Origin of the sequence: uncultured Nostoc sp. (assembly GCF_964245445.1) — a bacterium.
GTDB lineage: Bacteria > Cyanobacteriota > Cyanobacteriia > Cyanobacteriales > Nostocaceae > Nostoc.
The window spans coordinates 1-22541 of sequence record NZ_CAXTNE010000070.1 but is presented as its reverse complement, the minus strand read 5'-3'; the positions used below and the strand labels follow the sequence as shown (position 1 = coordinate 22541).

Sequence of the window (22541 nt, the reverse complement as noted above, 5' to 3'; positions counted from 1 at the left end):
CTTTGGGATGTTGACACAGGGGACTGTTTAAGGACTTTATCAGGACATACTAGGTGGGTTTGGTCAGTTGGCTTTAGTCCCGATGGTCAAACTGTGGTCAGTTGCAGTGAAGATGAGACAATTAAGATTTGGGATGTAGAAACAGGTGAATGCTTAAAAACTTTGAGAAGTAAAAGCCCTTACGAGGAAATGAATATCACTAGCATAACTGGGTTAACTGAGTCTCAGAAGGATACTTTAAAAGCTTTAGGAGCAGTTGAGTATTAAATAAAGCTTAATATTTAGACTGATAATACAGATTTAACCTGGACTGTAATCAAACGCTAATTCAGTTGATTACTTTGCGTTTCAGTAACAAAACTGCACTTAAAACACTGTATTCTAGCATCCCTAATCCAGCAGATGGTTCGGGTACTGGTACTGGCTCAAGTGCTGAGAATGCTAATTCTCCAATTAGCTTATAAGTAGTAGTTGTAGGATGAACGTCGTCCCAAAACAAAAATTCTTCAGGATTACATAAAACTTGTTGTGTGGGAACATCTATGGGTACTACTGATAAATCCTTGCTAATGCAAGAGTTGGTCACATTTATAAAACCGAATTCCTTTGGAGCAGCAATAACCCTATCAAATAGGGAATTGACATTCAGTTCTATAATGTTGATATCGGGACTTAACTGTTGCCTCAAAGATTTGAGTGTCGTGTTTAAGCTAGAGTTATGTATGCTACTGAATGTGTTGAATAAGTTGGAACGTTGACTATCAAAATTTGCAAAAGGCAATTTTCCCAAATCTGGCAAGTTGACCACCATGATATCTCTAGCGCCATCAGCAACAAGCGATGTCAACGCTGCTGATAAATTTCCCACTGTATTGGTAGGCTTGGGATCATCACCGAAAAAGTAACTTAGGTAGTCATTAGTACCAGCCCAAATAATATATAGAGTATTAGGATCAGCAGTTTGTGCTGATACAAAACTATTTATCTGTTGCTGCAATCCTGGTAAACTAGGTAAACCAATATTCTTAGTTCCTGTCGTCGCACCACCAAAAGCAAAGTTATTTTTCAGATTTAATGTTAATCCTAGATCAGAAGCAAGATAATTAACCCAAATTGGGCCATTAGAAAAACGCCCATTAGAGTAGGTTGGACTTGGAGGAATAATTCCGTTAGTGGCATTAAATACATTACCAGTATCAGAAAAGCTGTCTCCAAAGACGTAAATATTGTCATAATCTTTTGCTAATACTTTGAGTGGAAATATCAAAGATAAGAGCAAAAATCCTGTTGTTAGAATTTGTGGTTGCACAGTTAATTCCTTAATCTAGTTTCAACCTTGTAAAGATGTTCTTAAAAAGAAATCTCGCTCCAATTTTTAGAGCTTTTTTTTGCTGATTTAGAGCTTTCAAGAGGGTCTGAACCTAGCACCACATTACCCCAGCGCATTACACTTGCACTGGCGACACCTGCTGCACCAGAACCATAAATGAGAACCAAGTCATTTTCATGAATCTTGCCTAACTGTGCAGCATAGTACATATTTGCCACAGTTAGTACTGACCCTATGTTTGCACATACAGGGTAGAGGTTGATTGTGCGTTCTGGATCAATACCAAGTAGCCGCGTGCAGAAGCTTGTAACCCAAGCAGTAGGGGTATTGAAAAGAAAAAAGTCGATTTGCTCCAACGTGACACCAGCAGATGCGATCGCACCCTGGCAACATACACAAAGAAACTCCGCAGCCGTTTCGCGTAGAGCCTTCGCACCCTTGCCCGTCTGCATACGAACTCGTGAATTTCCTTGTTCGTCTTTTACGAGATCAGCAGATACTACCTCACACAGCGCACCTGTATGAACTGTCTTGGTGCCAAGGATACCCTGATTTGGTTCGAGTGAACCGACTACGAAGGCTCCGGCAGCATCACCAAGGAACCAAGACACAGTATCTTGCTCGTCAAAAACGCGAGAGTAGGAACACGAAATCACTACAAGTACATTACGATACTCTCCTGCTCGCACCAAAGCACAGGCAGTTTGAAGTACAACTGGCGTACTTCCGCATGTTCCATCAAGATTCCATGCAGCACCCACAAGACCAAGTTTACGGGCAAGGAAGGCGGCATTGCCAAATCCAATGTGTTCAGGCCAAACTGAGGCGACAATCATCAGATCAACCTCATTGGGAGAAAGTTTGGCCGCATTGAGGGCATCTATTGCCGCACGATACTCCAAGGTTAACGAGGACTCGCCAGGGCCAAGCACCCAGCGCTCAACAGTACCACGAAAAGGATCTGAGAGATAAGGCAGCATTTCCATGTCAAACTCGTTACTCGGAGGAGTTCCAGTCAGCGAAAACAGCCTTGCTAATCCTTTTTGTTCAGCCTGAGCTATTAGCTCAGGATACTTTTCTACGTAATAGTTATTGGTACGTCTAATGGTTGGAAAAGTGAGTGCAAGTGAGCGAATACCTACTGGAGAATGCACCATATAAAAAAATAGTCTCTTATCTTAATAGTTGGTAGCGCCCTGTGAAATCAGGCTTTGATTACGAGTTTGAGTGGGTGCTATTTGCGTCGGATCTATGAGTACATCAACGACAAATGGAGTAGTCGCTGCGATCGCTTTTTCTAAGGCTGCTTGCACCTCAGTCTCTTGTTTCACCCGAACACCTTCTGCTCCCATTCCCTCAGCAATTTTTACGAAATCCACTTGGGGAATAGTGGCATCGGCATATTTAAATCCTAGATACCCCATACCTTGTTCACAGATGTTGTAGCGCCCATCGTTAAGGATAATCCAGACTGTAGGAACTTGATATTTTACGGCTGTGCTGACCTCATTGTTCATGAGTATAGCGCCATCTCCAACAATGGCAACAGCCTTACGATTTCCCGCTAAAGCTGCACCAACTACACCAGTTACAAAATGCCCCATAGAACCAAAGCCAGTGCTGACCCTAAAACGATGCGGTTCGGCAAATCGTAGCAGGTTAATTGCCCAAACTAATGAGTTACCCGCTTCAGCCATGACAATTGCATTGCTCTTTTCGACAATCGACTTTTGAATTGCATTCAAAAGCACATTTGGTCTCACTTGAGCGTCTGCACGGAGATTGATTAAGTTGGAGGATTCGGGGATTGACCGCTTAACTATTGACTGTGACAGAACTGTTGTCTTGCCAGGACACTCAGGAAAATATTTTAGTAAGGACTTGACAAAAACTCTCACATCGGATTGGACGGCAAAAGTTTCGATAGATGGGTACGCGGTTCCTGGCACTTCTGGGTCTATATCAACATGCAAAAAGCCTTGCCAAGGAGCCATTATGGGGTTCCAAAACGAGGTAAGTTCACCCAAGCGTGTTCCTAAAACTAATGTCCGTAAAGGACAATACTCCTGCATGTACCTGAAAACTGACTCATGCCCACCAAAGCCAGTTACACCTACGAACTGAGGATGGTCTTCAGGAAAAATACCCTTACCCCGTGGTGAACACATTACACTAGCCCCTGTATTCTCAGCAAGCTGGCGAATCTCTTTTGCAGCACCTCGTGCCCCGAAACCGACCCAGATTGCAAACGGCCCCTCAGACAGTAACTGGACACATTTTGCGATTGTTTCCTCAGTTGCTGTTGCTGCACCGTGAGACAGAGTTACGCGTGGCAATGATGTCTTTAATGAAATTGTCTGGATATTTGTAGGAATACTTATATGAGCTACGAATCCTCCTGGTTGTGCTAGTCCAAGAGCAAGCCTTTGAGAAACCTCTGTGAGTTCATAGCTGGATTCGAGAGTGGTTGCATAATGGAATATTTGCCCGGAAGTAAAAATCCCGGCGCTAGGCATTGTGTACGTGCTAGTTTCTTGGCAAGCCCAACGTCCCCTCTGTCGTGCTGAGGTTGAAGCTGAGACAAGAATCACCTTAGCGCCCTCCCAACGTGCAGCCAACAACCCTGTCAAAGCATTAGTGATCCCTGGCCCTGTAGTAGTGAATACCACAATCGGGCGATCACTAGTAAAATGCGCCTCAATGGCCGCAAAAGCTGCTCCGGCTTCGTGGCGAAAGTGCAGCACCTTGATGGAACTTTGGTGTAATGCAGCCCACACTGGGGCGATCGCGCCCCCCGAAACACCAAAGGCATACTGCACTCCCATCTCTTCCAGGATTTTTACCACTGCCTCCGCTACCGAAAAAGGTTTGGATGGCTTGCTATGAGATTCCTGTTCAGTTGAGTTTAATTTTTTATTGGTATTTGCTTTTATGTCCTGAAATTTAGCATCCATACAAATATCTTAGGAAGAATTTCCTCTGTGGGATAATATTATCCCACACCCAAGTAGGTCAGCGTCAATATTTTTCGTTTAAATAAAGCCCTAAGCAGCTATCTTGAAGCAAAGAGACGAAAGGGTTTGAGCCTACTTTATCTTTATTAATATAGTTTAGTTTTTTTGTGCCCATCTACTTGCTTATCTTCAAACAGTTTGGTCTTTTCTTGTCTACCTACTTAAACTCTGCTTTAGATTATAGAAGAAATGTTAAGAGAGTTTAAGAGCGACAAATGTGGCGATGCCTGCGGCAGGATGCGCCAACGCAGATGGGTTCACCCCTCTTTTGGTTTGTGAAAACTGAACACTCTTAATCAAGTTCTGGAGTATAAAAAGTGATTGACTTCAATCAGTATAAGGCTTTAACTTTCGATTGTTATGGAACCCTAATCGATTGGGAGAACGGTATCTTAGGAGTGCTAAAACCACTTCTGCTGGCACATAACACTAATTTTGATGACGAGCAAATTCTGGAACTGTTTGCTGAATTTGAAGCAGAACTGGAGAAAGCAGATTATATCAAATATCGGGAAGTTTTGAAGAGAGTTGTCCAGAAATTTGGTGAACGATTTGGCTTTGAGCCAACTGCCGAGGAACTAAATTCACTTGCTGATTCGATTCAGCATTGGCAGCCTTTCCCTGATACAGTTGAGGCACTTAAAAGCCTTAAGCAAAAGTTTAAGCTGGTAATTATCTCGAATGTAGATGATGATCTCTTTGCTTTCTCGGCAAAGCACTTGCAGGTAGAATTTGACCAGATAATCACAGCAGAACAGGCAAAAAGCTACAAACCTTCCTTAAACAACTTTAGACTGGCTATTGAAAGAATTAATTTGCCGCTAGACCAGATATTACACGTTGCCGCTAGTGTATATCACGATATCCTTACAGCCAAATCTCTGGGAATATCAACAGTTTGGGTAAACCGTCAAGCAGTCCAAAAAGAACCTTTTACCACAGTATCAGCAGTAAGTCAACCTGATTTAGAAGTGCCGGATTTAAAGACTCTTGCTGCTTTGAGTTTATAGTAATTGCCTAATCTTAATTTAACTACGGGAGGAGCAAAAAGTAGGCTCCAAAAAGTATTCATAAGCATGGCTTACGCGCTCTTGCCCATGCGTATTGTTAAACTGTCCTCATGAAAAACAACATCTTTCACCCAGTGAAGGCAATTTTCGATACCCCCATGTCCGCGAATACCACCAGCAAATTCTTTTGCCGTGCAAAGCAGGTTACTGACATAACAAAAAATTTCGTGATATTTCTTTTGCTTCCTCCTTCTAACTCTTTCTGACCACTAACACCAAAGCTCAAACCAAGCCGTAACTGAGAAATTGGGATTTCCTTTTAGGGCAGAGTACATCGCAGAACTTTTCGGTCTACTGAAAGTCGTCAGTCACTATCTTCCTAGAATTAATGAAATTTAATTGCAATAACTAAAAATTTCGTGTAAGCTTTTTTTAAAGTTATTGAATAAGATTCTCAATAGTTGAGATAGGTGTAAAATGACAACTTCTACAAGTCCTCTGTCGGTGGAGCAAGACCTCGCCGACTCGCCTTGGTGGGCTGGTAACGCAAGGCTGACTAACTTATCAGGGAAATTATTAGGCGCTCATGTTGCTCATGCTGGTCTGATAGTTTTCTGGGCAGGAGCCATGACTTTATTTGAGCTAGCCCATTTTAATCCAGCAAACCCGATGTACGAACAAGGCTTAATTTTGCTACCTCACCTAGCTGCTCAAGGTTGGGGTGTAGGTGCAGAGGGTGTAGTCTTGGATACTTATCCCTATTTCGTAATCGGAGCTTTACATCTGATTTCCTCAGCCTTTCTAGGCTTTGGAGGAATCTTTCATTCCCTACGTGGCCCCGAAAAATTAGAGGGCAGAGTTCCTTTCTTCGGCTACGATTGGGCAGATACGGGCAAAATGACTACAATTCTTGGTATTCACCTAGTTTTGCTAGGTTTTGGAGCATTCTTGTTAGTTGTCAAAGCAATGTACTTTGGTGGTTTGTACGACCCCAACATTGAAGATGTGCGGGTAATTACAAATCCGACATTAAACCCAGGTGTCATTTTTGGCTATCTGTTTGGCGGAATTAGTAGATTTTGGATTGCTGGTGTTGACAACCTTGAAGATGTGATTGGCGGTCACATTTGGGTTGGTGCGATATTGATTTTCGGTGGACTTTTCCACATTGTGACTAAGCCCTTTACCTGGACGCATCCACTATTTGTTTGGTCTGGAGAAGCTTACCTTTCATACAGTCTGGGCGCTTTAGCACTGATGGGTTTTATTGCAACTCTCTTCGTATCGGTAAACACTACTGTTTATCCCGAAGTTTTTTATGGTTCGGCACTCGTGGTTAGACAGAATATCGTGCCGTACTTTTCATCACCTGATCCTGACCTTGTAACTGCCCGAACTTGGTTAGCTAATGCCCATTTTTGGTTAGCTTTCTTCTTTCTCCAAGGTCATATCTGGCACGCCTTGCGGGTGCGTGGGTTCGATTTTCGCAAAGGTAGGGTGAGTCAGGAGGCGGTAATTCCCCAACCAATTAGCTAAATTCAACTTAATGCAATAAATTTGCAATTATTTTGAAGTAGAAGCTTAAGAATATTGCTAAAAATTCTCAAGGAGTTCTGGAAATGACAGCAGTAATTGAAGATAGCCCATATAAGCAACAGATACCTGATGTTGGTTGGTGGGCTGGTAACTTTCGTCTCACTAATTTATCGGGAAAATTACTAGGCGCTCATATTGCCCATTCTGCATTGATTTTGTTATGGGCTGGAGGGATGACCCTGTTTGAATTGTCGCGCTTCAACCCTAATGAGCCAATGTATGAGCAAGGGTTAATCATACTACCTCATCTAGCAACTCTGGGTTTTGGTGTCGGTGCTGGTGGGCAAGTTACTAGTACGTATCCCTACTTCGTAATCAGCGTCTTGCATCTGATACCTTCAGTAATTCTGGCTGCTGGTGGTATTTACCACTCTCTGCTGGGACCAGAGGTGTTAGAAGACAATCCTACTTGGGCTGGCTTTTTTGGCTATGACTGGAAGGATAAGGACAAGATGACAACAATCTTGGGCATTCACCTAACGCTTTTAGGTTTGGGTGCTTTAGCTTTAGTTGCCAAGGCAATGTTTTGGGGTGGACTATTTGACCCTTGGGTTGCTGGCGGTGGAAACGTAAGGATAATCAATCATCCGACGCTCAACCCATTCCGCATCTTTGGCTATCTGTTTGGGGTTTGGGGATCTGACGGAATGGCAGCTGTCGATAACTTGGAAGATGTTGTCGGCGGTCATATCTGGGTTGGTTTGATGCTAATTGGCGGTGGTATTTTCCATATCTTGACTAAGCCATTTGCCTGGGCGCGACGAGTTTTAATTTACTCAGGGGAAGCATATCTATCTTACAGCATTGGTGCTGTTGCATACATGGGCTTTTTAGCAGCATACTTTGCTTCAGTCAATAACACCGTCTATCCCGAAGTTTTTTATGGCCCGGTTAAAGCTATAGAAACTTCTACTGGTATAGTTTCTGCTCGTGGTTGGTTAGTAACTTTCCATTTTGTCCTAGCGCTAATATTTCTGTTAGGTCACATTTGGCACGCACTGCGTGCCCGTGCGATCGCCGCCGGATTTGATTTTAAAAATGGTGACATGGTTCAACCGCCACAGGTGAATCGCCAAAGTAATCAAGCAAGCTTAGTTAACTCTTCTGATTTGACGCTGAAGTTTCTCAAATACTTGCCAATTTACCGCCCTGGTATATCTCCTCTGTGGCGGGGATTAGAAATTGGCATGGCTCATGGTTACTGGCTAGTTGGCCCATTTGCCACATTAGGTTCATTAGGTTTATTACGCAATTCCAATCTTGGTAGCTTGGTTGGTTTATTTGCCGCAGGCAGTTTGATTGTCATCCTGACAATAAGTTTTTCGCTTTATGGCACTACTACCTTTGAAAGACAGCAAGAAATCTATCCACGGGTAGCAACGGTTGCAATAGTTCCTCGTGTGCCACAGACTCTCAATTCTACTGAAAGATGGAGTCAGTTTACTGAGGGCTTTTTGATTGGTGGGATTGGTGGAGCAATCTTTGCTTATCTGTTGTTGAATAGTGTTGCTGTATTTGCTGGAATTGCTATCAATTCGATTTAGTTATGTAGCAACTTAGTAGGCATTATGTAAAGACGTAGCATTCTACGTCTTTACAAGTATTATCTGCCCAGTAATAAAAGCAAAATATATCAAAAATTGGTTACTTTTTCGGAAAGACAAATGTCTAAACAGCCAGATGTTATTTGGTTAGATACAAGCCCTAGTTTGTTATGCTTGGCTCAACCGCTTATATGTGAACTGTCACATCATACAACTATTGCTCAGTGGCAATATGCTCAAAGTCAAGATGAAGCAAGTTCTTTGGATATTGCAATACTTCTGCTAGATAATTATCTTCAATTAAGTAATCAATCTGTGCATTTGATTGGTCACTGTACGGGAGGATTATTAGGATTACTATACAGTCGTCGATATCCAGAAAAAGTTAAATCTTTAACTTTATTAGCTGTGGGTGCTGATGCAGCCTAGCTCTGGGTGCTGATGCAGCCCTTGACTGGCAAGCTCATTATTATACTCATCGCCCGTTTTTGAGTCGGCAAAAGATTCTCACTGCGATGGTGTACAACCTCTTTAGCTATCAAAACGAAGACACTGTTAAGTGTCTAGTAAGTATTTTAGAGCATGACTTAAATTGCTCACTTTCACCGCACTCTCTATTTAGACAGATAAGTGTGTCTCCCTGTCCAGTCCCTGTACCTTTGATGGTTTGTGGTAGTACTGACGACATTATAGTAGAACCCGACACTTTGCGAGGATGGCGACCTTATTTGATGTCAAGCGATCGCTATTGGGAATGTCAACAAGGGCGGCATTTTTTTCACTTCTTCCAGCCGACTTTGGTAGTAGAACAGATTCTCGACTTCTGGCAATCTCTGTGTCAGTTAGATTCAGTTTATTCCTACCTAAAAGCTAATTCGTAATTAAGACATATAGGTTAAGGCTTAATACAGGTAGTTTCTAATACTTGACTCTGTTTTTTAAACAATACTATAGTTTGACAATTTGATATCATACCTGCGGTTAAAACCAGTAGGCTAGGGAAATTTTTCGATATTTTTTATGAGGATAAATAATGTTAGCTACAATTTTTGGCACTTTTTGTGCGTGCGTAATTATGATTCTCTTTGTTAGGAGTGTCTGGTTAACTTTGAAGAAAGGCATCAATTATTTAAAAATGTTGCATCAAATTCCCTGTCCCGGTTGTGAATATTTTACTAACGACTACCGCCTTAAATGTACTGTACACCCTATTAAAGCTTGTTCTGAGGAAGCGATCGCTTGTATTGATTTTGAACCGAAAACTTCTTCCTGTAATGCTTGCCAAAATGGTCGGCAAAAGCTTTGTTAAAGTTTTTTAATGGAAGAATTTATAATTTTTAATACTCTAAACACTTATGAACCAACGATCTGATTTCCTATATCCTCTTAGTCCATACTATGGGCAATTTCAACCAGAGTATTTAGCATTTAATGCTAAACTCCAAGAGTTTACTCAACGAATAAACTATATTTTTAGTCTATAAACTGGGGGTAAACTTTCTCCAGAAGAGGCTTATAAACAAATTCATTTTCTCTGGAAACAGTTGAAAAGTGCTAGAAAAGAATTAGGAATTCGCTAAGAAATTTAGTTATACCGCTTCCCTTATACTGTGGTACTAAAATTCAGGTTTTATAAAGAAGCATCAAAACCTGAAAACCCAGTCTCTCTAAAATAGGGTAAGCACTTCTTGTCAAAAACAAAGCTCTAATCTCAATAAAGAGCTAAATAATCGCATTAAATCCCGCTTATTGATAATAAATTAGGCGCAGGCGTAGCCCGTCGTAGACATCGCTACTAGCCTGTAGAAATCAACTGAACCCTAAATCCCTATTCTATGGTTAACTCATTAAATGTACGTTTTGTCAATCCCATTTGTGATGCGCTTCCCCTGACGATAAATTAAGCTTTTTGGCAATTTTTGCGTAAGTCCTGATTGAGTGATTTTATTGGATTCTCGCCCGAAAATAGCAGAAAATTGGACGGGATAAGGATATGCCAAAGTGATAATCTGTTGTTAAAAAAGGAAACAGGGATTGCAACATAGATTAATTCTGTCTTAATCTGGAAAAACTACTACGTCAGTTTGAGTTCCTATTTGGGAACTACAGCACATAACTGGCTCTCGTTTCCTCAGCGCCCTGCCGATAAACTTGTTCAAGAAAACACTTTGATAGCCTAAAACGATGAAAGCATCTGCTAATTTCGACTTTGAAGACGATAAATTTAATGCACCGCCTTCTCAAGTCCTTCCCTGGTGTCAGATGATTAATCCTCGATATGGCACAGATGGTATGCAATCCCACGGTTTGGCAATTAAGCTGGATAATGCCAATGCTGTCGGCTTTGTGCCAGATGATAATTGGCAGCAAATGGAGCATGAATTTACCTCTGGAGTCGAAACGGTCTTTATTTCCACTACTCCACGCGTGGTTATAGTGCGTCGGGGACCATTGTCTGTCAAAGACCGGGAAAGTGGTTTAAAACTGGGTACGCTCAAAGAGAATTATGATGCTTTTTTAGCCGACAAGCTTAAATTTAAAACCTTTACTCGCTATTTAATTTTTCTAGTGGGAGAGAATAAAAAGTTTTTACATGAATCACCACTACAACTAACTCTTAATGGTGCCGCCGGAGCAAGTTTCAGCAAAACCTACTGCGAATATCAACAAGGCAAAGTAGTTAGTGGATTCGTCGCTGAACTAGAAAAGGCTTATGCTGTTTACCGCAAGCAACCCTTGACACCAAAAGGCCCATTGTTCCACGCTCACGGCATTTTTTGTCCGATAATTGAGTGTGAAGAAAGAGGTATTGAACCAAATACAGTTCTGGTAGCTTCAACTGTAGACTACAAACATCCCACGGTAGGGACTTTAACAGAATACTTAATTGCTTCCGATTCTCTTGAGTCTAGAATGATTTGCAAGACTTTTGAAGAATACAAAGATTTTGGGAAGGAACCTGTAAAATCAGAAACGCCTAAATTGGCAATGGCAGGAGTTTCCAACTCTTACGTTTATGCTGATGAAGATGATTTTGCTTATCCGCCGTATTAGGTGGGTATTGGGGATTGGGGATTGGGTACTGGAAAAACCTTTCCCTAGTCCCCAGTCCCTAGTTCCTAGTCCCCAATGCCTTATTCTTTAAGCAGCAAATAATATAGTGAGCCATTACCGCCTGTAATGCCAGCGCGATCGCCTGCTAGTTTACCAGACCCCATGAAATAATCTACCCGACCTGGGCCTTTGATGGCGCTTCCTGTATCTTGGTCAAGCACAAAGCGGCTGACAGTACGCCTCTCTAGTTTGCCACCACCAGCAGGATAGGGAAATGAGTTGTAAATCAGCGCTAGCGCTCCCGGTGGCATGAGAGACTTATCTGTAGCAATGGAACGTTCTGCTGTTACTGGCACATGAATACTACCAGTAGCTCCTCTACCGCCTGTTTCTTGGAAAAAAATAAATCTTTTCCACCGGGGTAGATAATTACTCAACTCGCGAGGTTTTTGTCGGAAGTAACTAATCATCCGTGGCATTGTCAATCCTGCTAGTGGAAGTTTGCCATCTTTCGCTAGTTCTTTGCCGATGCTAGTCCAAGGGTAATCAGTTCCACCTGCATAGCCAACTGACGTTGTTTTGCCATCAGTTAATTTAATTTGAGCAGAACCTTGGATATGTACCATGTATGCGTCTAAGCGATCGCGGAACCAAAGTAGTTCTAAACCGCGCAATTTACTCTTATTCCCTTTTAAACCATCCTTCCCTTCCAAATCAATTCGTTTTGGGTGGGGTTTGCGCCATTGGCTGAAATCAGGTGGTAGCCGATAAAGAGGATACTTATATATTGCAGTCCTGACACGGCTGGCGGTGTAAACAGGTTCGTAGTAAGCAGTGAACTTAACAGTACCTTTGCCATCGTTACCTACAGACTGGTAAAAGACAAACTCTCGGCTGACAGCAGCTTGTAATTGCGCTGCTGACTTAGAACTGATAACTAGTTGGCGGAAACGTAGCAAACTTCGGCGGACGCGATCAAGGGTAATTTCCTTCATCGGATAATTTTGATATGCTGCGATCGCCTCACTCTTTGTTAGGTAAACCAGACTATTATCAATGGAAGCCAACAGCGCGTTGCGATCGCCTATTCTACCCCTTTGACCCCAAATTTGCTCATCCCAACCCAAGCAAGTCTGCTGGAACGTACAATCGCTTCCGATAGTGATTGGTTTTAGCGGTGGCGTTATCTCAGGAGTAATTGGTACTGGCTGAGGTGGAAGATCAGGAGTTATGGGTACTGGCAACGGCAGGAAGTTAGGAACCTGAGCAACAGCCGACCAGAGAGGGTTTACAAGGGCAATTCCCAGACTTAAGGAAAGCAAAGCAAAGGTTTTTCTCATCATTTAGTTGAATCTTTCAACACTGGAACTAAAAACGGGTTCTACCCGGATTGCCACAACTCGGGAAGGTCTTACTACCATATATTCCCCTTGAATATTTTTGATCGGCACGCTAATAAAGTCATTTGAAGCAGATTTTGGCACAAGTTCGCCGCTATACCACTTCTGAAACTCTTGAATAGTAGGAAAACGTACTTCTTCTCGGTGGCCGCTTTCCAGTAGGAGGTATACGGCATATTCATTTGGAGTTCTAGCCATAAGAGTTGAATTATTTAAAAAACATTCAACCCATTGTTAACCACGTAACCCCCGAATGAAAAGGGTAAGCATACGGGAGGTGGGAAGTAAGGGGGACAAGGGGACAAAGAGAATAACCAATGCCCAATCCCCAATGACTCTTCACTGTAGACGCCTAATCCTTTAACCAGTTCCTGAAAAGTGTAAAGTTACATTAGCTCTTGCATAACTCTTCAATCAACTTCTGATAAGTTCTTGGCATTGTTTAGTTATTCAAAAGGCAGAATTTATGAAACTTTACTATCGTGGTCTGAGCTATGAATATTACCCTAATAAAGTTGGCAGCAAAACAATAGAAAAGCCATTTTGACCGGCTCCTCAAATTGGGCAGCTTATAATCTGATGTACCGTGGCGTTAAGTATCGTGTTGATCCAAATTCCAAATCGGCGGAAATTCCTCTAACCCCGGTAGCATATAAATTAAGCTTTAGGGAAATCACTTACTTTATAAATAAAACTGTACAGGGAGAAGTTACCGTAATCTCTCGACCAGCAAGTACTTCAAAAGTTGCAGCACTGCCGATTTCTGAGGAATTATTAAAGCTTCAATAATAATATGGTAGCAAGCCGAACTGGAGTTTAAGGAGTCATGAACTTTTAGTACAATCCTCAAAAATCTTCAAATCTCAGCACTACCTACCTACTTTCTATCTCAAGAAACCTTCCTAAAACTGGTAGTTGTGCCAAGATTAATTTGAGGACTTAAGGCTTGTGACACAATGTTAGGACAATTATTAGACGGACGTTACCAAGTCCTCCAGGTCTTAGGTAAAGGTGGATTCGGTCAAACCTACATAGCACAAGACACCCACCGACCAAGATTCCCGAAATGCGTTGTCAAACACCTTAAGCCCGTCACTCGTAGCCCTGAATTTCTTGAAACTGCCAGACGGCTATTTACCAGTGAGGCAGAAACACTAGAACAACTGGGTAATCATGACCAGATACCTCGGCTTTTAGCTTATTTTGAACACAACCAAGAGTTCTTCTTGGTGCAAGAATTCATAGAAGGGCATACTCTAAAAGTAGAACTGTTCCCCAATCAAGCTTGGACAGAAGAAAAAGTAGTTCAATTTCTCCAAGATATGTTAGGTATTCTGGAATTTCTTCACAGCCGCAACGTTATCCATCGAGATATCAAGCCGGACAATATAATCAGGCGGCAACAAGACGGCAAGCTAGTGCTGATTGACTTTGGCGCAGTCAAACAAGTCCAAACTCAACTGCTTACACTTCCAGGGCGCACAGAGGCTACTATTGCTATTGGCACCCCAGGATATATGTCTACAGAACAGGGTCAAGGTAAGCCGCGCCCCAACAGCGATATTTATTCCTTGGGCATTATTGCTATTCAATCGCTGACGGGGTTAAATCCTATAAACTTTGAGGAAGACGCAGATACTGGAGAAATTTCTTGGCAGCATCAAGCTAACGTTAGTTCTGATTTGGCATCTGTGCTATCTAAGATGGTGCTACACCACTTCAAACAGCGCTATCAGTCTGCGGTTGAAGTTCTACAGGTGCTTAAACATCTCGATACTAAAATAGAAGCGCAATCACTTCAACAATCATTTTTTACACAACCGCCTGAAGTTTCACTTTCTCAACAAAACTCAATCACGTATCCGCATACTTCTATCCTGTCACTGGAAAATTACAGTCGCTTGGAAACAATTCTTTTGGAATTTGTCGGCCCCGTTGCTTCAAGATTACTACGACAAGTTGCAGCATCAGCGTCCAACCGTGAAGAATTAATTAGTCAATTGGGCGTTCATCTTCAAGGAAATCAACAAATTGATTTTAAGAAGAAAACAATGTTTTTACTAGATAAACGTACTTCACTACAGAAACTTACTGTTCAATCTGAATTTAAGCCAAATAATTTACCAAACCAAGAACCTCAAGTAATCAGCGATAGCTTTGTGCATCAGTGCGAACGAGAATTGGCTGATTTAATTGGGCCAATAGCTAGGTTCTTAGTCCAAAAAGCTGTTAGGTCTTCTGGGCAAAGTTCTCGTGCAGAATTTGTGAATATTTTAGCTTCACAAATTTCCGAACCTCAAAAAGCTTTGCAATTTCAGCAACGCCTACTTTCTTAATTTTTTAATCATTGCGTCTTTCTATCCGTAAATTACGAATTATTAGCTCTGGTTATTCAGCATTTCCATAGCTATTTTTAAGCTAGCTTTCATCCGATTAAATGCTTCTGCTAACCCGCCAATTTCATCTTTAGAGCTTTCTTCAAAATCAGCATTCATATCACCAATGCTAACTTTCTGAGCTATTTTCTCTATTTTTCTGATGCGCTGAATCACATATTTTTTGATTAAAAAGTTAATTAAGAAAACTATGATCGCAAAAATCGTAATTAAAAGTCCCATTATCAATATCCAAGTCCGTTTGGCATTGGTAAAAATCTCTTCAGAAGGAACAGAGACTATTTGGGCGGAAACAATATCATTTAGCTGCCAGCCAAAACCATTTTCAAAGCCATAAGTTGCCAACTGACTCTTAGGAGCCTGATCTGGTGTAGAATGACACCGCAGACATTGCTGCTGTCTAATCTTAAGTGGTTGTGCAATATAAAATACTTCACCTTCTGACAAGGTGCGAAAGCCGGTAATTTCTAGAGTATTGGGTTCGTTGCGAAAACGCTCTACAAGTTGAGTTTCAAAATTATCGGCCTTATCTGCTAAATTAGTTGGATTAAGTGTTGCATCTTTATGAAAAAAGTTGCTATATTGCGGGTTTTTACGAAAATTTTCAAAAACCTCTTTAGCGGAAAAAGTCGGTATTACTTCAGGGGTGAACGTTGAGTTTAATTCTACTCTCGGTTCCAATAGGGGAACTATACGATTTTGTGTATAGTTTCTAACTGCGTTTACCATTTGGATGAGAATCTCTGCTTGGGAAACCACTTCATTTTGCGCCCTTCCCTGAAGTACACTGGATAAAGCAACACCACTACCCAAAATACTGACTATGAAAACTAATATTAAAAGTAAGTTAAATTTAGCACCTATTTTTAAGTTCTTTAACGTAATGTTGTTTAACATAATCTAACCAACTAAGGCGATATCTGAGTTTGTCTAATATTTATTTATACCTGTTTATAGATCATCTCAACAATAATATTTAAATAAATATTAATTTTTTGTCGCAATATAACCTATTTAGACAGCAGTCAAACCTCTCTAAATTAGTCTTGAAAGCCAAGTTATTCCCTTAAATATAATTAGTAATGTTTTTGCGATTTCCCCGTCGTTTGTTTCTGTTTAATCTCCTAGGTTTGACATTTGCCGCTTGCCAATCACCACGTCAGTTTGAGGGCACATTAACTATTGGTGTTATCAACTATGGTGGAGGCGAACAAATAATTAACCAATATGCTAAATTTAATAATTACTTGGGCGAGAAGACAAATGCATTAATTCAGCTAGAGCCTGCTTTTAATGAAAACAAAGCGGTTGAGCGCCTTGAGGCTCGTGCTTGGTCGTTGGTATTTGCTCCACCAGGAATAGCTGCGATCGCGATCGCACGTCACCAATATGTTCCTCTGTTTCCTTTAATAGGTATTAGTAATTTGCGTTCAATCTTTGTTGTTCGCAAAGACAATCCAATATCAGACTTAAAACAGCTACAAGGTCAAACAATCGCTTTAGGTCAGTTAGGTTCAGCAACAGGATATTATTTCCCACTTTACAATCTTTTTGGTACAACATTAGCACAGATTCTATTTGCACCTACACCCAAAGCCGCGTTGGAATTGGTCGCTGAAGGAAAAGCGATCGCCTGTGCTGTCTCGGAGGCTGAATTGAGTCTCTACGGTTCACAGTTGGGGTCAACTCAATTCCGCATCCTATTTAAAGACCCTCATTATGTACCCTTGGGTGTAGTCTTGATTGGGCCTAATGTCGAACGTAACCGTCAAGAGTTCATCCGTAAAGTAATGAGCGATACGCCTTCAGGTTTAGCTGAAGATGTAGGGTATGTACCTAATGGGCAAGTACCAGATTACAAATACATGATTTCTGTGGTTGATCGGGTGAGTTCCATTACTTCCAAGCTGCAAAATAAACCTGTTCGCTTATTTTAAATACTTATTCAAGGGGATTTTAGAGTAATAGTTAGATAATTTATAAATTGCTCAATAAAACAATTTGAATCGTGCTAGTTGGTTTTGAAGCGTTTCTGTTAGGATTTTATTTAATTCTGTGGTGTCTTGGAATTGCAAAATTTGCTGTGTGGGTAAGTCGAAGGGAAATTGCCCTTCAAAATCGGGACGTTGCATGTGCGCTAGTAAAATCTGTTCAGACCGCTTACTTTGGATAGCATAGCCAATCTCAATACAGACATTCGGGCTAGGAATTACTTGGAAAGTTTCTTTACCATCAATACTAGCAATGGGCGTGGTGTCAGCGATAAATAACAAACTTTTACGGATTTTTCGCATGATCGTGCGGTTAATCCGTACAGTAGCATCACTGGGTCGAGAGGATTCTACTAATGTTAAAGGAAGGCGCGATCGCTTGTTTAAACTGTCCAAACTTTTTCGCAGTTCTTCTCTTAAAATATTTGTGGCTGCGGCATACTCTGTTTGATACGATAAAAAAATCGTTGGTTCTAACTGAGCCAACAGCGCCTGTTTGGTAAAATAAATTTCATGACTAATTAAGTCAATGTTGGCGACGCAATAGCCACCACTACCTTCAATATAGAATTCAATATTTTCCCCTTCCAGATAGCGTCCAAACCAAGTTGATTTCTTAACTTCGTCGCTTTCTTCTAAAAAGTCTGCTCGCAATGCTGATCTCAGCAAGCTTTTTTTGCTTAAGCGAATGTCTGGCGGACGTTTTTCCAGTTCTGGAATCGGCTCGTAATCCTGTAGATACCACGCTCTGAGCGCAATAATTGACATAAGGCGCTATTTAAACTATTTTTCACTATTTAACTTCGTATAATCTTACATTAAGAGGAGTCCCTATCTCAGACTTCTCTTTAAACACAACAACACCCAAACCTCTACTCGCTGAACTATTTCCTCTTCATTATTTATCATAGCCAGGGATGTACTAACTTTCATCGCTTGTGTAAACAAGTTATAAAAACTAGTTACAGCGCCCCCTAATATTCCATATTTGAGGAAATAGCAGTTTTCGTGTTGAGTGTTGCTGTGTTTTGACGAGACAGATTTAAGTTAAACAGCGTCTTTTACCTCTTATTACATTCCAAATGCAGCTGTTATTATCTGCCAAGGGAAGCTTTATTAGCTTCTATTATTAAATTATCACTTCTGGATAGGAGGGATTTTTTTTGCAACTAAACTTTACTTTAGTCATGGGTCATTTGTCTCAGTCGAGGTTTAAATCTCCGTCTGAAATTTCTTTAATTAATTTTGAATTTTGAATTGTTAACGATTCCTCTAGCTTTAGCGATCTATTGTGGCTAAAGGCTTGACGGGAATTTCAATCCAGAACTCTGTACCTTTGCCAGGTTCTGAAATGCACTCCATTATTCCACTATGTTTTTCAACAATAATCTGATAGCTGATTGCCAATCCTAGTCCTGTACCCTTACCCACAGGTTTGGTAGTGTAAAACGGATCAAAAATCCGCTTTTTCACCTCTTCAGTCATCCCAGATCCATTGTCGCTAATACGAATTAATAGACGAGAGTCGTCTACTGAGACTCTAGTGGAAATGTGGATAGTGGGAATTGGGTATTGAGCATTCTCCTTGTCTGCCTTACTCCCATTCCCCATTAGCGCATCTATGGCATTGCTGATAATATTCATGAATACCTGATTCATTTGACCGGCATAGCATTCTACTCGTGGTATGTTGCCATAGTCTTTGATGACCTCGATGCCAGGGAATTCACCATTACCTTTGAGCCGATGTTGCAAAATCAACAAGGTGTTGTCAATGCCTTCATGCAGGTCAACACGCTTGTTTTCAGCCTCATCCAAGCGAGAAAAACTACGTAACGACAGTACTATTGAACGGATGCGATCGCTTCCTACTTGCATTGAGGTGATGATTTTCGGGAGGTCTTCTACCAAAAATTCAAAATCGATCGCTTTGAGCGTTGCCTTAATTTCACTATGAGGCTGGGGATAATGTAACTGGTAGAGGCGTAAAATTTCTAGCAGTTGTTCAGTGTAATCACTGGCGTGACAGAGGTTCCCGTAGATAAAGTTAACGGGGTTGTTGATTTCGTGGGCGACACCCGCCACTAACTGTCCTAAACCGGACATTTTTTCAGTGTGAATCAATTTTGTCTGTGTTTCTTGGAGTTCATGTAGGGTATGCTCTAACTGGGCAGCTTGATTTCTGGCTTCAGTTTCGGCATTACAGGTTTGTTCGTAGAGTTGTGCTTGTTGAATAGCGATCGCAGCCTGATCTCCTAACTGTTGCAATAAATCAATTTCTGCATCCTCCCAATTTCTAGGAGTCTCACACTCATGGGCTATTAGTAACCCCCATACTTCTATACCTATATTAATCGGAACTATTAAGGTTGCTTGCACTTGCAGACTCTGCAAAAACTCTCGATGACAATCATTTAAAGAAGCTGTCGAAACGTTGCTAATTACCCGTACTCTGCCCTGACTATATAGATGGGTATACTCATCAGGAAAGCAATCAGGTGGTGGATCCATTCCCAAAACTGACTGCCAATTGCCATTAATCTCTTCGACAATCACCGATTTCCTCTTCAGTTCAAAAATCACCATCCGGTCTGAGTTTAGCAAAGCACGGACTTCCCGAACGATGGATTGCAGAGTTGTCTGCAAGTCTAATGTGCGGCGAATATGCTCTGTGACTTGCTTGAGTACCTTGGTAAAGAGTAATGATTTTTCGAGTTCATAAGTTTGCTCTTGCACCCGCAGTTCTAAGTTGCCATTCAGGGTTTGTACCTGTTTAAACATCTGTTGCTGCTGAATTGCCATTGAGAAATGATAGTGCAAGGCTTGCGCTAGTGAGATGTCTTCCGGTTTCCACTCAGATGATTGCCCCTTTTTTTGCTCTCGCCAAAGCTCAAAGGAAAGCTGGGGTAACAGTTGCCGCCGATTTTGTTCACATCGTCCCGCCCACAAGATTTCCGTTGCAAATTCAGAGCGAAAAATACTTAATACGCCGATAAATTTTTCCCGATCATGTATGGGAATCACCATAAGTCCGCGAATTTGAGTTGAACGGAATGCTAAAGCCAAAACTCGCAAATGTGGTTCTTTATAGAGGTCAGATGTTACCCAAATATGACCTTGTTTAAACTCAGCCATCCAGTTTTGCCATAAGGGATGCTGTTCGATAATATTGTTATCTAACTCGTAAGGGAGCGTTGGTTGATCGCCCCAGGTGTGTAGTTCCTGACTCTGTTCAATGTAAAGCCTGCCACCTGTTCCATTAAAGGCAGTAATAACTTCTTCTAGCGCCCCCTGCAATTGGACTGTCGGCAGTTTATGTAATAGTGTGGTTACTCTGTTAATAGTAGCTTCTCGCTCTTGCTTAGTGCGGGCTGCGGTGAGTAGATTACTTTGAGCGATCGCGATCGCTACTTGGTCAGCTACTTGCTGCAATACTTTTAGTTCCCGCTTTGAAATTTTTCGCGATTTACTGTGATGAGATACTAACAATCCCCACAATTTAGGCTTTGCCGATTGTTCTTGTGGATCGCAATCTAAAATTGGCACTACCAACGAAGACTGCACACCCATTGCCTTTAAGTATTGAATATGGCACGGGTCTACCTGCCGATAGTGAATATTAGTTTGTAGAAGTTTGCCAGTTTCTTTTGACTGTAGAGGCGATAGCCCGATCTTCCCGTTTACCACATCCACAATCGAACGTTGCCCTAATAACAAAAACATCTCCCTAGCTTTTTGTGGAATATCATCAGCTGGGAAGCGCTGCCCCAATAAGGATGGCAGGCGCTGCTCATGGATAGATTCAGCAATAACTTCACCACTACCATCGGTATCAAAACGATACACCTTTACCCGATCTGCACCCAAAAATAAACGCACTTGGCTAACGGTAGTCGTTAATATCTCTTGGAGGTCAAGCGATCGCCTGATCTGGTTTATCATCTGGTGCAGTAAACTTTCTTGATCTAAGCTTTGCTGCAACCCTTTTGGTTTCTCGATAAATATCATTGTCTATGTACACCATGACTGAAGTATAATTTTTTTTATAATTGTCACTGATAAGAGTTTTGAACTTAACAATGCCTTGATTTTCATCCCATTTCCAAAAATTCCTGCGACAAATGCATTTGCTTTGGACGTGCATCTGTGGCAAATATCTTTGAAAATTGATCAGAGGATATTTGAAAAGTATTAGATATTTTGCTTGATCCCTCTAACCCTTCTAAAGTTAATTTAGGGAGACACAAAACTGCTTGGTGTATCATTAAATACTTTTAACACCTCTTTTCAAGTTCAAAGTTAAGAAAATTTTAATCATTGACACCTATTAATTTTATATTCTCAATCATTAAACTATTTCAGTAATTTTACTTAATTTATTGACTTCAAAACTGCGTTAAATTAAAAATATTTTTTTACCCTTTTTGCCCATTAATTCCATTAATTAAAATTTTTTCAAATAAATAACTAAATTATTGGCAACTTTTTCAAAGGTTTTTGGCTGGGGAATTTTACTATTCCCCGTCGAATTACTGATCTTATGTTGAATGTAACTATTTTGATTAAATTATTCGTAAATTACCGTTAAAGATAGTAAGTTACGGATTTCTTCACGCACACTCATGAGGGTTTTACCGAGATGGTTAAGACCTGCTCTATTAGCACCACAGCCCCAAAAAGAATCGGTTGGGGAGTTTTCAACCAAAATCTCATCGCCTGTCTTCAGGAGAACTTCTCTAATATCAATATGAGTGATAAACTTTTTGAGGACAGCTTCTCGCATAATTTCAGTTTTGACCAAATCCCAGTCTCGACGGAGTTGGCGAGTGCTACATCTTCCCAACGCGGCAGCTTCTTCTGGGGTAGCGGCAGCATGGATGAGGGGTATAATTGCCGCATCTGTGCTGCCAACAAACTTTTGCGCTTGATAATAATGCTCAACCGTTGGCCAGTAAGTACCCTGGATATGGATTCCGTGGGGAGAAAAGTTAGAAAAACAGCCATAAGGCTGCCAAACCTTATAAAAGTAAATGGTCATTTGAAAATTGCTCTTTTATATATTCAATTTCAGGGTAGCTGAAAGATCGCACTCGCAACCCAAAATCGAGCTTATCAGACAGATTTTCTCTCGGTTCATATCATTAGGGATTCTTCCCAACGGCTTATAAAGATTATCAAACTTCACTCTAGCAATTGGGCAGGGGGC

Annotated in this window: 20 protein-coding genes and 1 pseudogene; 12 read left to right on the top strand and 9 right to left on the bottom strand. The window is 41.2% G+C overall.

The features are described from left to right. A partial coding sequence (locus tag ACFE90_RS14125) for a WD40 repeat domain-containing protein (RefSeq protein WP_375501466.1) occupies positions 1 to 267 on the top strand: 267 nt, incomplete at its 5' end. Positions 268 to 328: 61 nt separating this feature from the next. On the opposite strand, the gene ACFE90_RS14120 is transcribed toward ACFE90_RS14125, so the two are convergent. Genes ACFE90_RS14120 through ACFE90_RS14110 form a run of 3 tightly spaced genes read right to left on the bottom strand, consistent with a single transcriptional unit; the run spans position 329 to position 4284 of the window. Next, positions 329 to 1309 (bottom strand): SGNH/GDSL hydrolase family protein, encoded by a 981-nt coding sequence (locus tag ACFE90_RS14120; RefSeq protein ID WP_375501464.1) that lies wholly within the window; start codon positions 1307 to 1309, stop codon positions 329 to 331. 41 nt (positions 1310 to 1350) lie between these two features. Next, on the bottom strand, positions 1351 to 2487 hold the full coding sequence (locus ACFE90_RS14115; RefSeq protein ID WP_375501462.1) for a 3-oxoacyl-ACP synthase III family protein: 1137 nt from the start codon (positions 2485 to 2487) through the stop codon (positions 1351 to 1353). Between the two features lie 21 nt (positions 2488 to 2508). Then, positions 2509 to 4284 carry a ScyA-related TPP-binding enzyme gene (locus tag ACFE90_RS14110; RefSeq protein ID WP_375501460.1) on the bottom strand — a complete coding sequence of 592 codons (1776 nt, stop codon included), beginning with the start codon at positions 4282 to 4284 and terminating at the stop codon, positions 2509 to 2511. Positions 4285 to 4661: 377 nt separating this feature from the next. Between ACFE90_RS14110 and ACFE90_RS14105 the strand changes: the two genes are divergently transcribed. From ACFE90_RS14105 to ACFE90_RS14070, 8 genes and pseudogenes are all read left to right on the top strand, one after another. Further along, complete coding sequence (locus ACFE90_RS14105; RefSeq protein ID WP_375501458.1) at positions 4662 to 5354, top strand: haloacid dehalogenase type II; 693 nt, start codon at positions 4662 to 4664, stop codon at positions 5352 to 5354. A 477-nt stretch (positions 5355 to 5831) separates the two neighbouring features. Beyond that, positions 5832 to 6890, top strand: a complete 1059-nt coding sequence (locus tag ACFE90_RS14100; protein ID WP_375501456.1) for a chlorophyll a/b binding light-harvesting protein — start codon at positions 5832 to 5834, stop codon at positions 6888 to 6890. Between the two features lie 83 nt (positions 6891 to 6973). After that, the gene (locus tag ACFE90_RS14095; RefSeq protein ID WP_375501454.1) at positions 6974 to 8494 is read left to right on the top strand and encodes a chlorophyll a/b binding light-harvesting protein; all 1521 of its coding nucleotides are present in this window, start codon (positions 6974 to 6976) and stop codon (positions 8492 to 8494) included. Positions 8495 to 8614: 120 nt separating this feature from the next. Beyond that, on the top strand, positions 8615 to 8923 hold the full coding sequence (locus ACFE90_RS14090; protein WP_375501452.1) for an alpha/beta fold hydrolase: 309 nt from the start codon (positions 8615 to 8617) through the stop codon (positions 8921 to 8923). 203 nt (positions 8924 to 9126) lie between these two features. Next, positions 9127 to 9375, top strand: a complete 249-nt coding sequence (locus ACFE90_RS14085; protein WP_375501450.1) for an alpha/beta fold hydrolase — start codon at positions 9127 to 9129, stop codon at positions 9373 to 9375. A 152-nt stretch (positions 9376 to 9527) separates the two neighbouring features. Then, a complete protein-coding gene (locus tag ACFE90_RS14080) occupies positions 9528 to 9803 on the top strand; it encodes a hypothetical protein (protein ID WP_375501448.1) in 276 nt (91 codons plus the stop codon). 46 nt (positions 9804 to 9849) lie between these two features. After that, a pseudogene (locus tag ACFE90_RS14075) lies at positions 9850 to 10074 on the top strand (hypothetical protein). A 604-nt stretch (positions 10075 to 10678) separates the two neighbouring features. Next, positions 10679 to 11548, top strand: a complete 870-nt coding sequence (locus tag ACFE90_RS14070; protein ID WP_375501446.1) for a DUF5895 domain-containing protein — start codon at positions 10679 to 10681, stop codon at positions 11546 to 11548. An 80-nt stretch (positions 11549 to 11628) separates the two neighbouring features. Here the strand turns inward: ACFE90_RS14070 and ACFE90_RS14065 are convergent, their stop codons facing one another. After that, positions 11629 to 12888, bottom strand: coding sequence for a murein transglycosylase A (locus ACFE90_RS14065; protein ID WP_375501476.1), 1260 nt, complete (start codon positions 12886 to 12888; stop codon positions 11629 to 11631). A gap of 3 nt (positions 12889 to 12891) precedes the next feature. Beyond that, entirely contained in the window at positions 12892 to 13146 is a 255-nt protein-coding gene (locus ACFE90_RS14060; protein WP_109010830.1) for a hypothetical protein, read from the bottom strand. Positions 13147 to 13491: 345 nt separating this feature from the next. Between ACFE90_RS14060 and ACFE90_RS14055 the strand changes: the two genes are divergently transcribed. Both ACFE90_RS14055 and ACFE90_RS14050 read left to right on the top strand, forming a co-directional pair. Then, on the top strand, positions 13492 to 13737 hold the full coding sequence (locus ACFE90_RS14055; protein ID WP_375501444.1) for a hypothetical protein: 246 nt from the start codon (positions 13492 to 13494) through the stop codon (positions 13735 to 13737). 167 nt (positions 13738 to 13904) lie between these two features. Further along, entirely contained in the window at positions 13905 to 15284 is a 1380-nt protein-coding gene (locus ACFE90_RS14050; protein ID WP_375501442.1) for a protein kinase, read from the top strand. Between the two features lie 42 nt (positions 15285 to 15326). Here ACFE90_RS14050 and ACFE90_RS14045 read toward each other — a convergent pair whose 3' ends face one another. Continuing rightward, a complete protein-coding gene (locus tag ACFE90_RS14045) occupies positions 15327 to 16241 on the bottom strand; it encodes a DUF3365 domain-containing protein (RefSeq protein WP_375501440.1) in 915 nt (304 codons plus the stop codon). A 185-nt stretch (positions 16242 to 16426) separates the two neighbouring features. On the opposite strand from ACFE90_RS14045, the gene ACFE90_RS14040 reads away from it, so the two are divergent. Further along, positions 16427 to 17281 carry a phosphate/phosphite/phosphonate ABC transporter substrate-binding protein gene (locus ACFE90_RS14040; protein ID WP_375501438.1) on the top strand — a complete coding sequence of 285 codons (855 nt, stop codon included), beginning with the start codon at positions 16427 to 16429 and terminating at the stop codon, positions 17279 to 17281. Between the two features lie 51 nt (positions 17282 to 17332). Here the strand turns inward: ACFE90_RS14040 and ACFE90_RS14035 are convergent, their stop codons facing one another. The 3 genes from ACFE90_RS14035 to ACFE90_RS14025 all read right to left on the bottom strand — a co-directional run bounded on the left by ACFE90_RS14035 (position 17333) and on the right by ACFE90_RS14025 (position 22373). After that, positions 17333 to 18103, bottom strand: a complete 771-nt coding sequence (locus tag ACFE90_RS14035; RefSeq protein ID WP_375501436.1) for a hypothetical protein — start codon at positions 18101 to 18103, stop codon at positions 17333 to 17335. 510 nt (positions 18104 to 18613) lie between these two features. After that, the gene (locus ACFE90_RS14030; protein ID WP_375501434.1) at positions 18614 to 21343 is read right to left on the bottom strand and encodes a GAF domain-containing protein; all 2730 of its coding nucleotides are present in this window, start codon (positions 21341 to 21343) and stop codon (positions 18614 to 18616) included. Positions 21344 to 21902: 559 nt separating this feature from the next. Then, entirely contained in the window at positions 21903 to 22373 is a 471-nt protein-coding gene (locus ACFE90_RS14025) for an N-glycosidase (protein ID WP_375501432.1), read from the bottom strand. Positions 22374 to 22541: the final 168 nt, after the last annotated feature.

What these genes read in the sequence shown, in the direction of transcription:
- ACFE90_RS14115 (WP_375501462.1), bottom strand. Translation starts at nt 2,487, where the DNA reads ATGGTGCATTCTCCAGTAGGTATTCGCTCACTTGCACTCACTTTTCCA.
- ACFE90_RS14110 (WP_375501460.1), bottom strand. Translation starts at nt 4,284, where the DNA reads ATGGATGCTAAATTTCAGGACATAAAAGCAAATACCAATAAAAAATTA.
- ACFE90_RS14100 (WP_375501456.1), top strand. Translation starts at nt 5,832, where the DNA reads ATGACAACTTCTACAAGTCCTCTGTCGGTGGAGCAAGACCTCGCCGAC.
- ACFE90_RS14095 (WP_375501454.1), top strand. Translation starts at nt 6,974, where the DNA reads ATGACAGCAGTAATTGAAGATAGCCCATATAAGCAACAGATACCTGAT.
- ACFE90_RS14090 (WP_375501452.1), top strand. Translation starts at nt 8,615, where the DNA reads ATGTCTAAACAGCCAGATGTTATTTGGTTAGATACAAGCCCTAGTTTG.
- ACFE90_RS14080 (WP_375501448.1), top strand. Translation starts at nt 9,528, where the DNA reads ATGTTAGCTACAATTTTTGGCACTTTTTGTGCGTGCGTAATTATGATT.
- ACFE90_RS14070 (WP_375501446.1), top strand. Translation starts at nt 10,679, where the DNA reads ATGAAAGCATCTGCTAATTTCGACTTTGAAGACGATAAATTTAATGCA.
- ACFE90_RS14065 (WP_375501476.1), bottom strand. Translation starts at nt 12,888, where the DNA reads ATGAGAAAAACCTTTGCTTTGCTTTCCTTAAGTCTGGGAATTGCCCTT.
- ACFE90_RS14060 (WP_109010830.1), bottom strand. Translation starts at nt 13,146, where the DNA reads ATGGCTAGAACTCCAAATGAATATGCCGTATACCTCCTACTGGAAAGC.
- ACFE90_RS14050 (WP_375501442.1), top strand. Translation starts at nt 13,905, where the DNA reads ATGTTAGGACAATTATTAGACGGACGTTACCAAGTCCTCCAGGTCTTA.
- ACFE90_RS14045 (WP_375501440.1), bottom strand. Translation starts at nt 16,241, where the DNA reads ATGTTAAACAACATTACGTTAAAGAACTTAAAAATAGGTGCTAAATTT.
- ACFE90_RS14040 (WP_375501438.1), top strand. Translation starts at nt 16,427, where the DNA reads ATGTTTTTGCGATTTCCCCGTCGTTTGTTTCTGTTTAATCTCCTAGGT.
- ACFE90_RS14035 (WP_375501436.1), bottom strand. Translation starts at nt 18,103, where the DNA reads ATGTCAATTATTGCGCTCAGAGCGTGGTATCTACAGGATTACGAGCCG.
- ACFE90_RS14030 (WP_375501434.1), bottom strand. Translation starts at nt 21,343, where the DNA reads ATGATATTTATCGAGAAACCAAAAGGGTTGCAGCAAAGCTTAGATCAA.
- ACFE90_RS14025 (WP_375501432.1), bottom strand. Translation starts at nt 22,373, where the DNA reads ATGACCATTTACTTTTATAAGGTTTGGCAGCCTTATGGCTGTTTTTCT.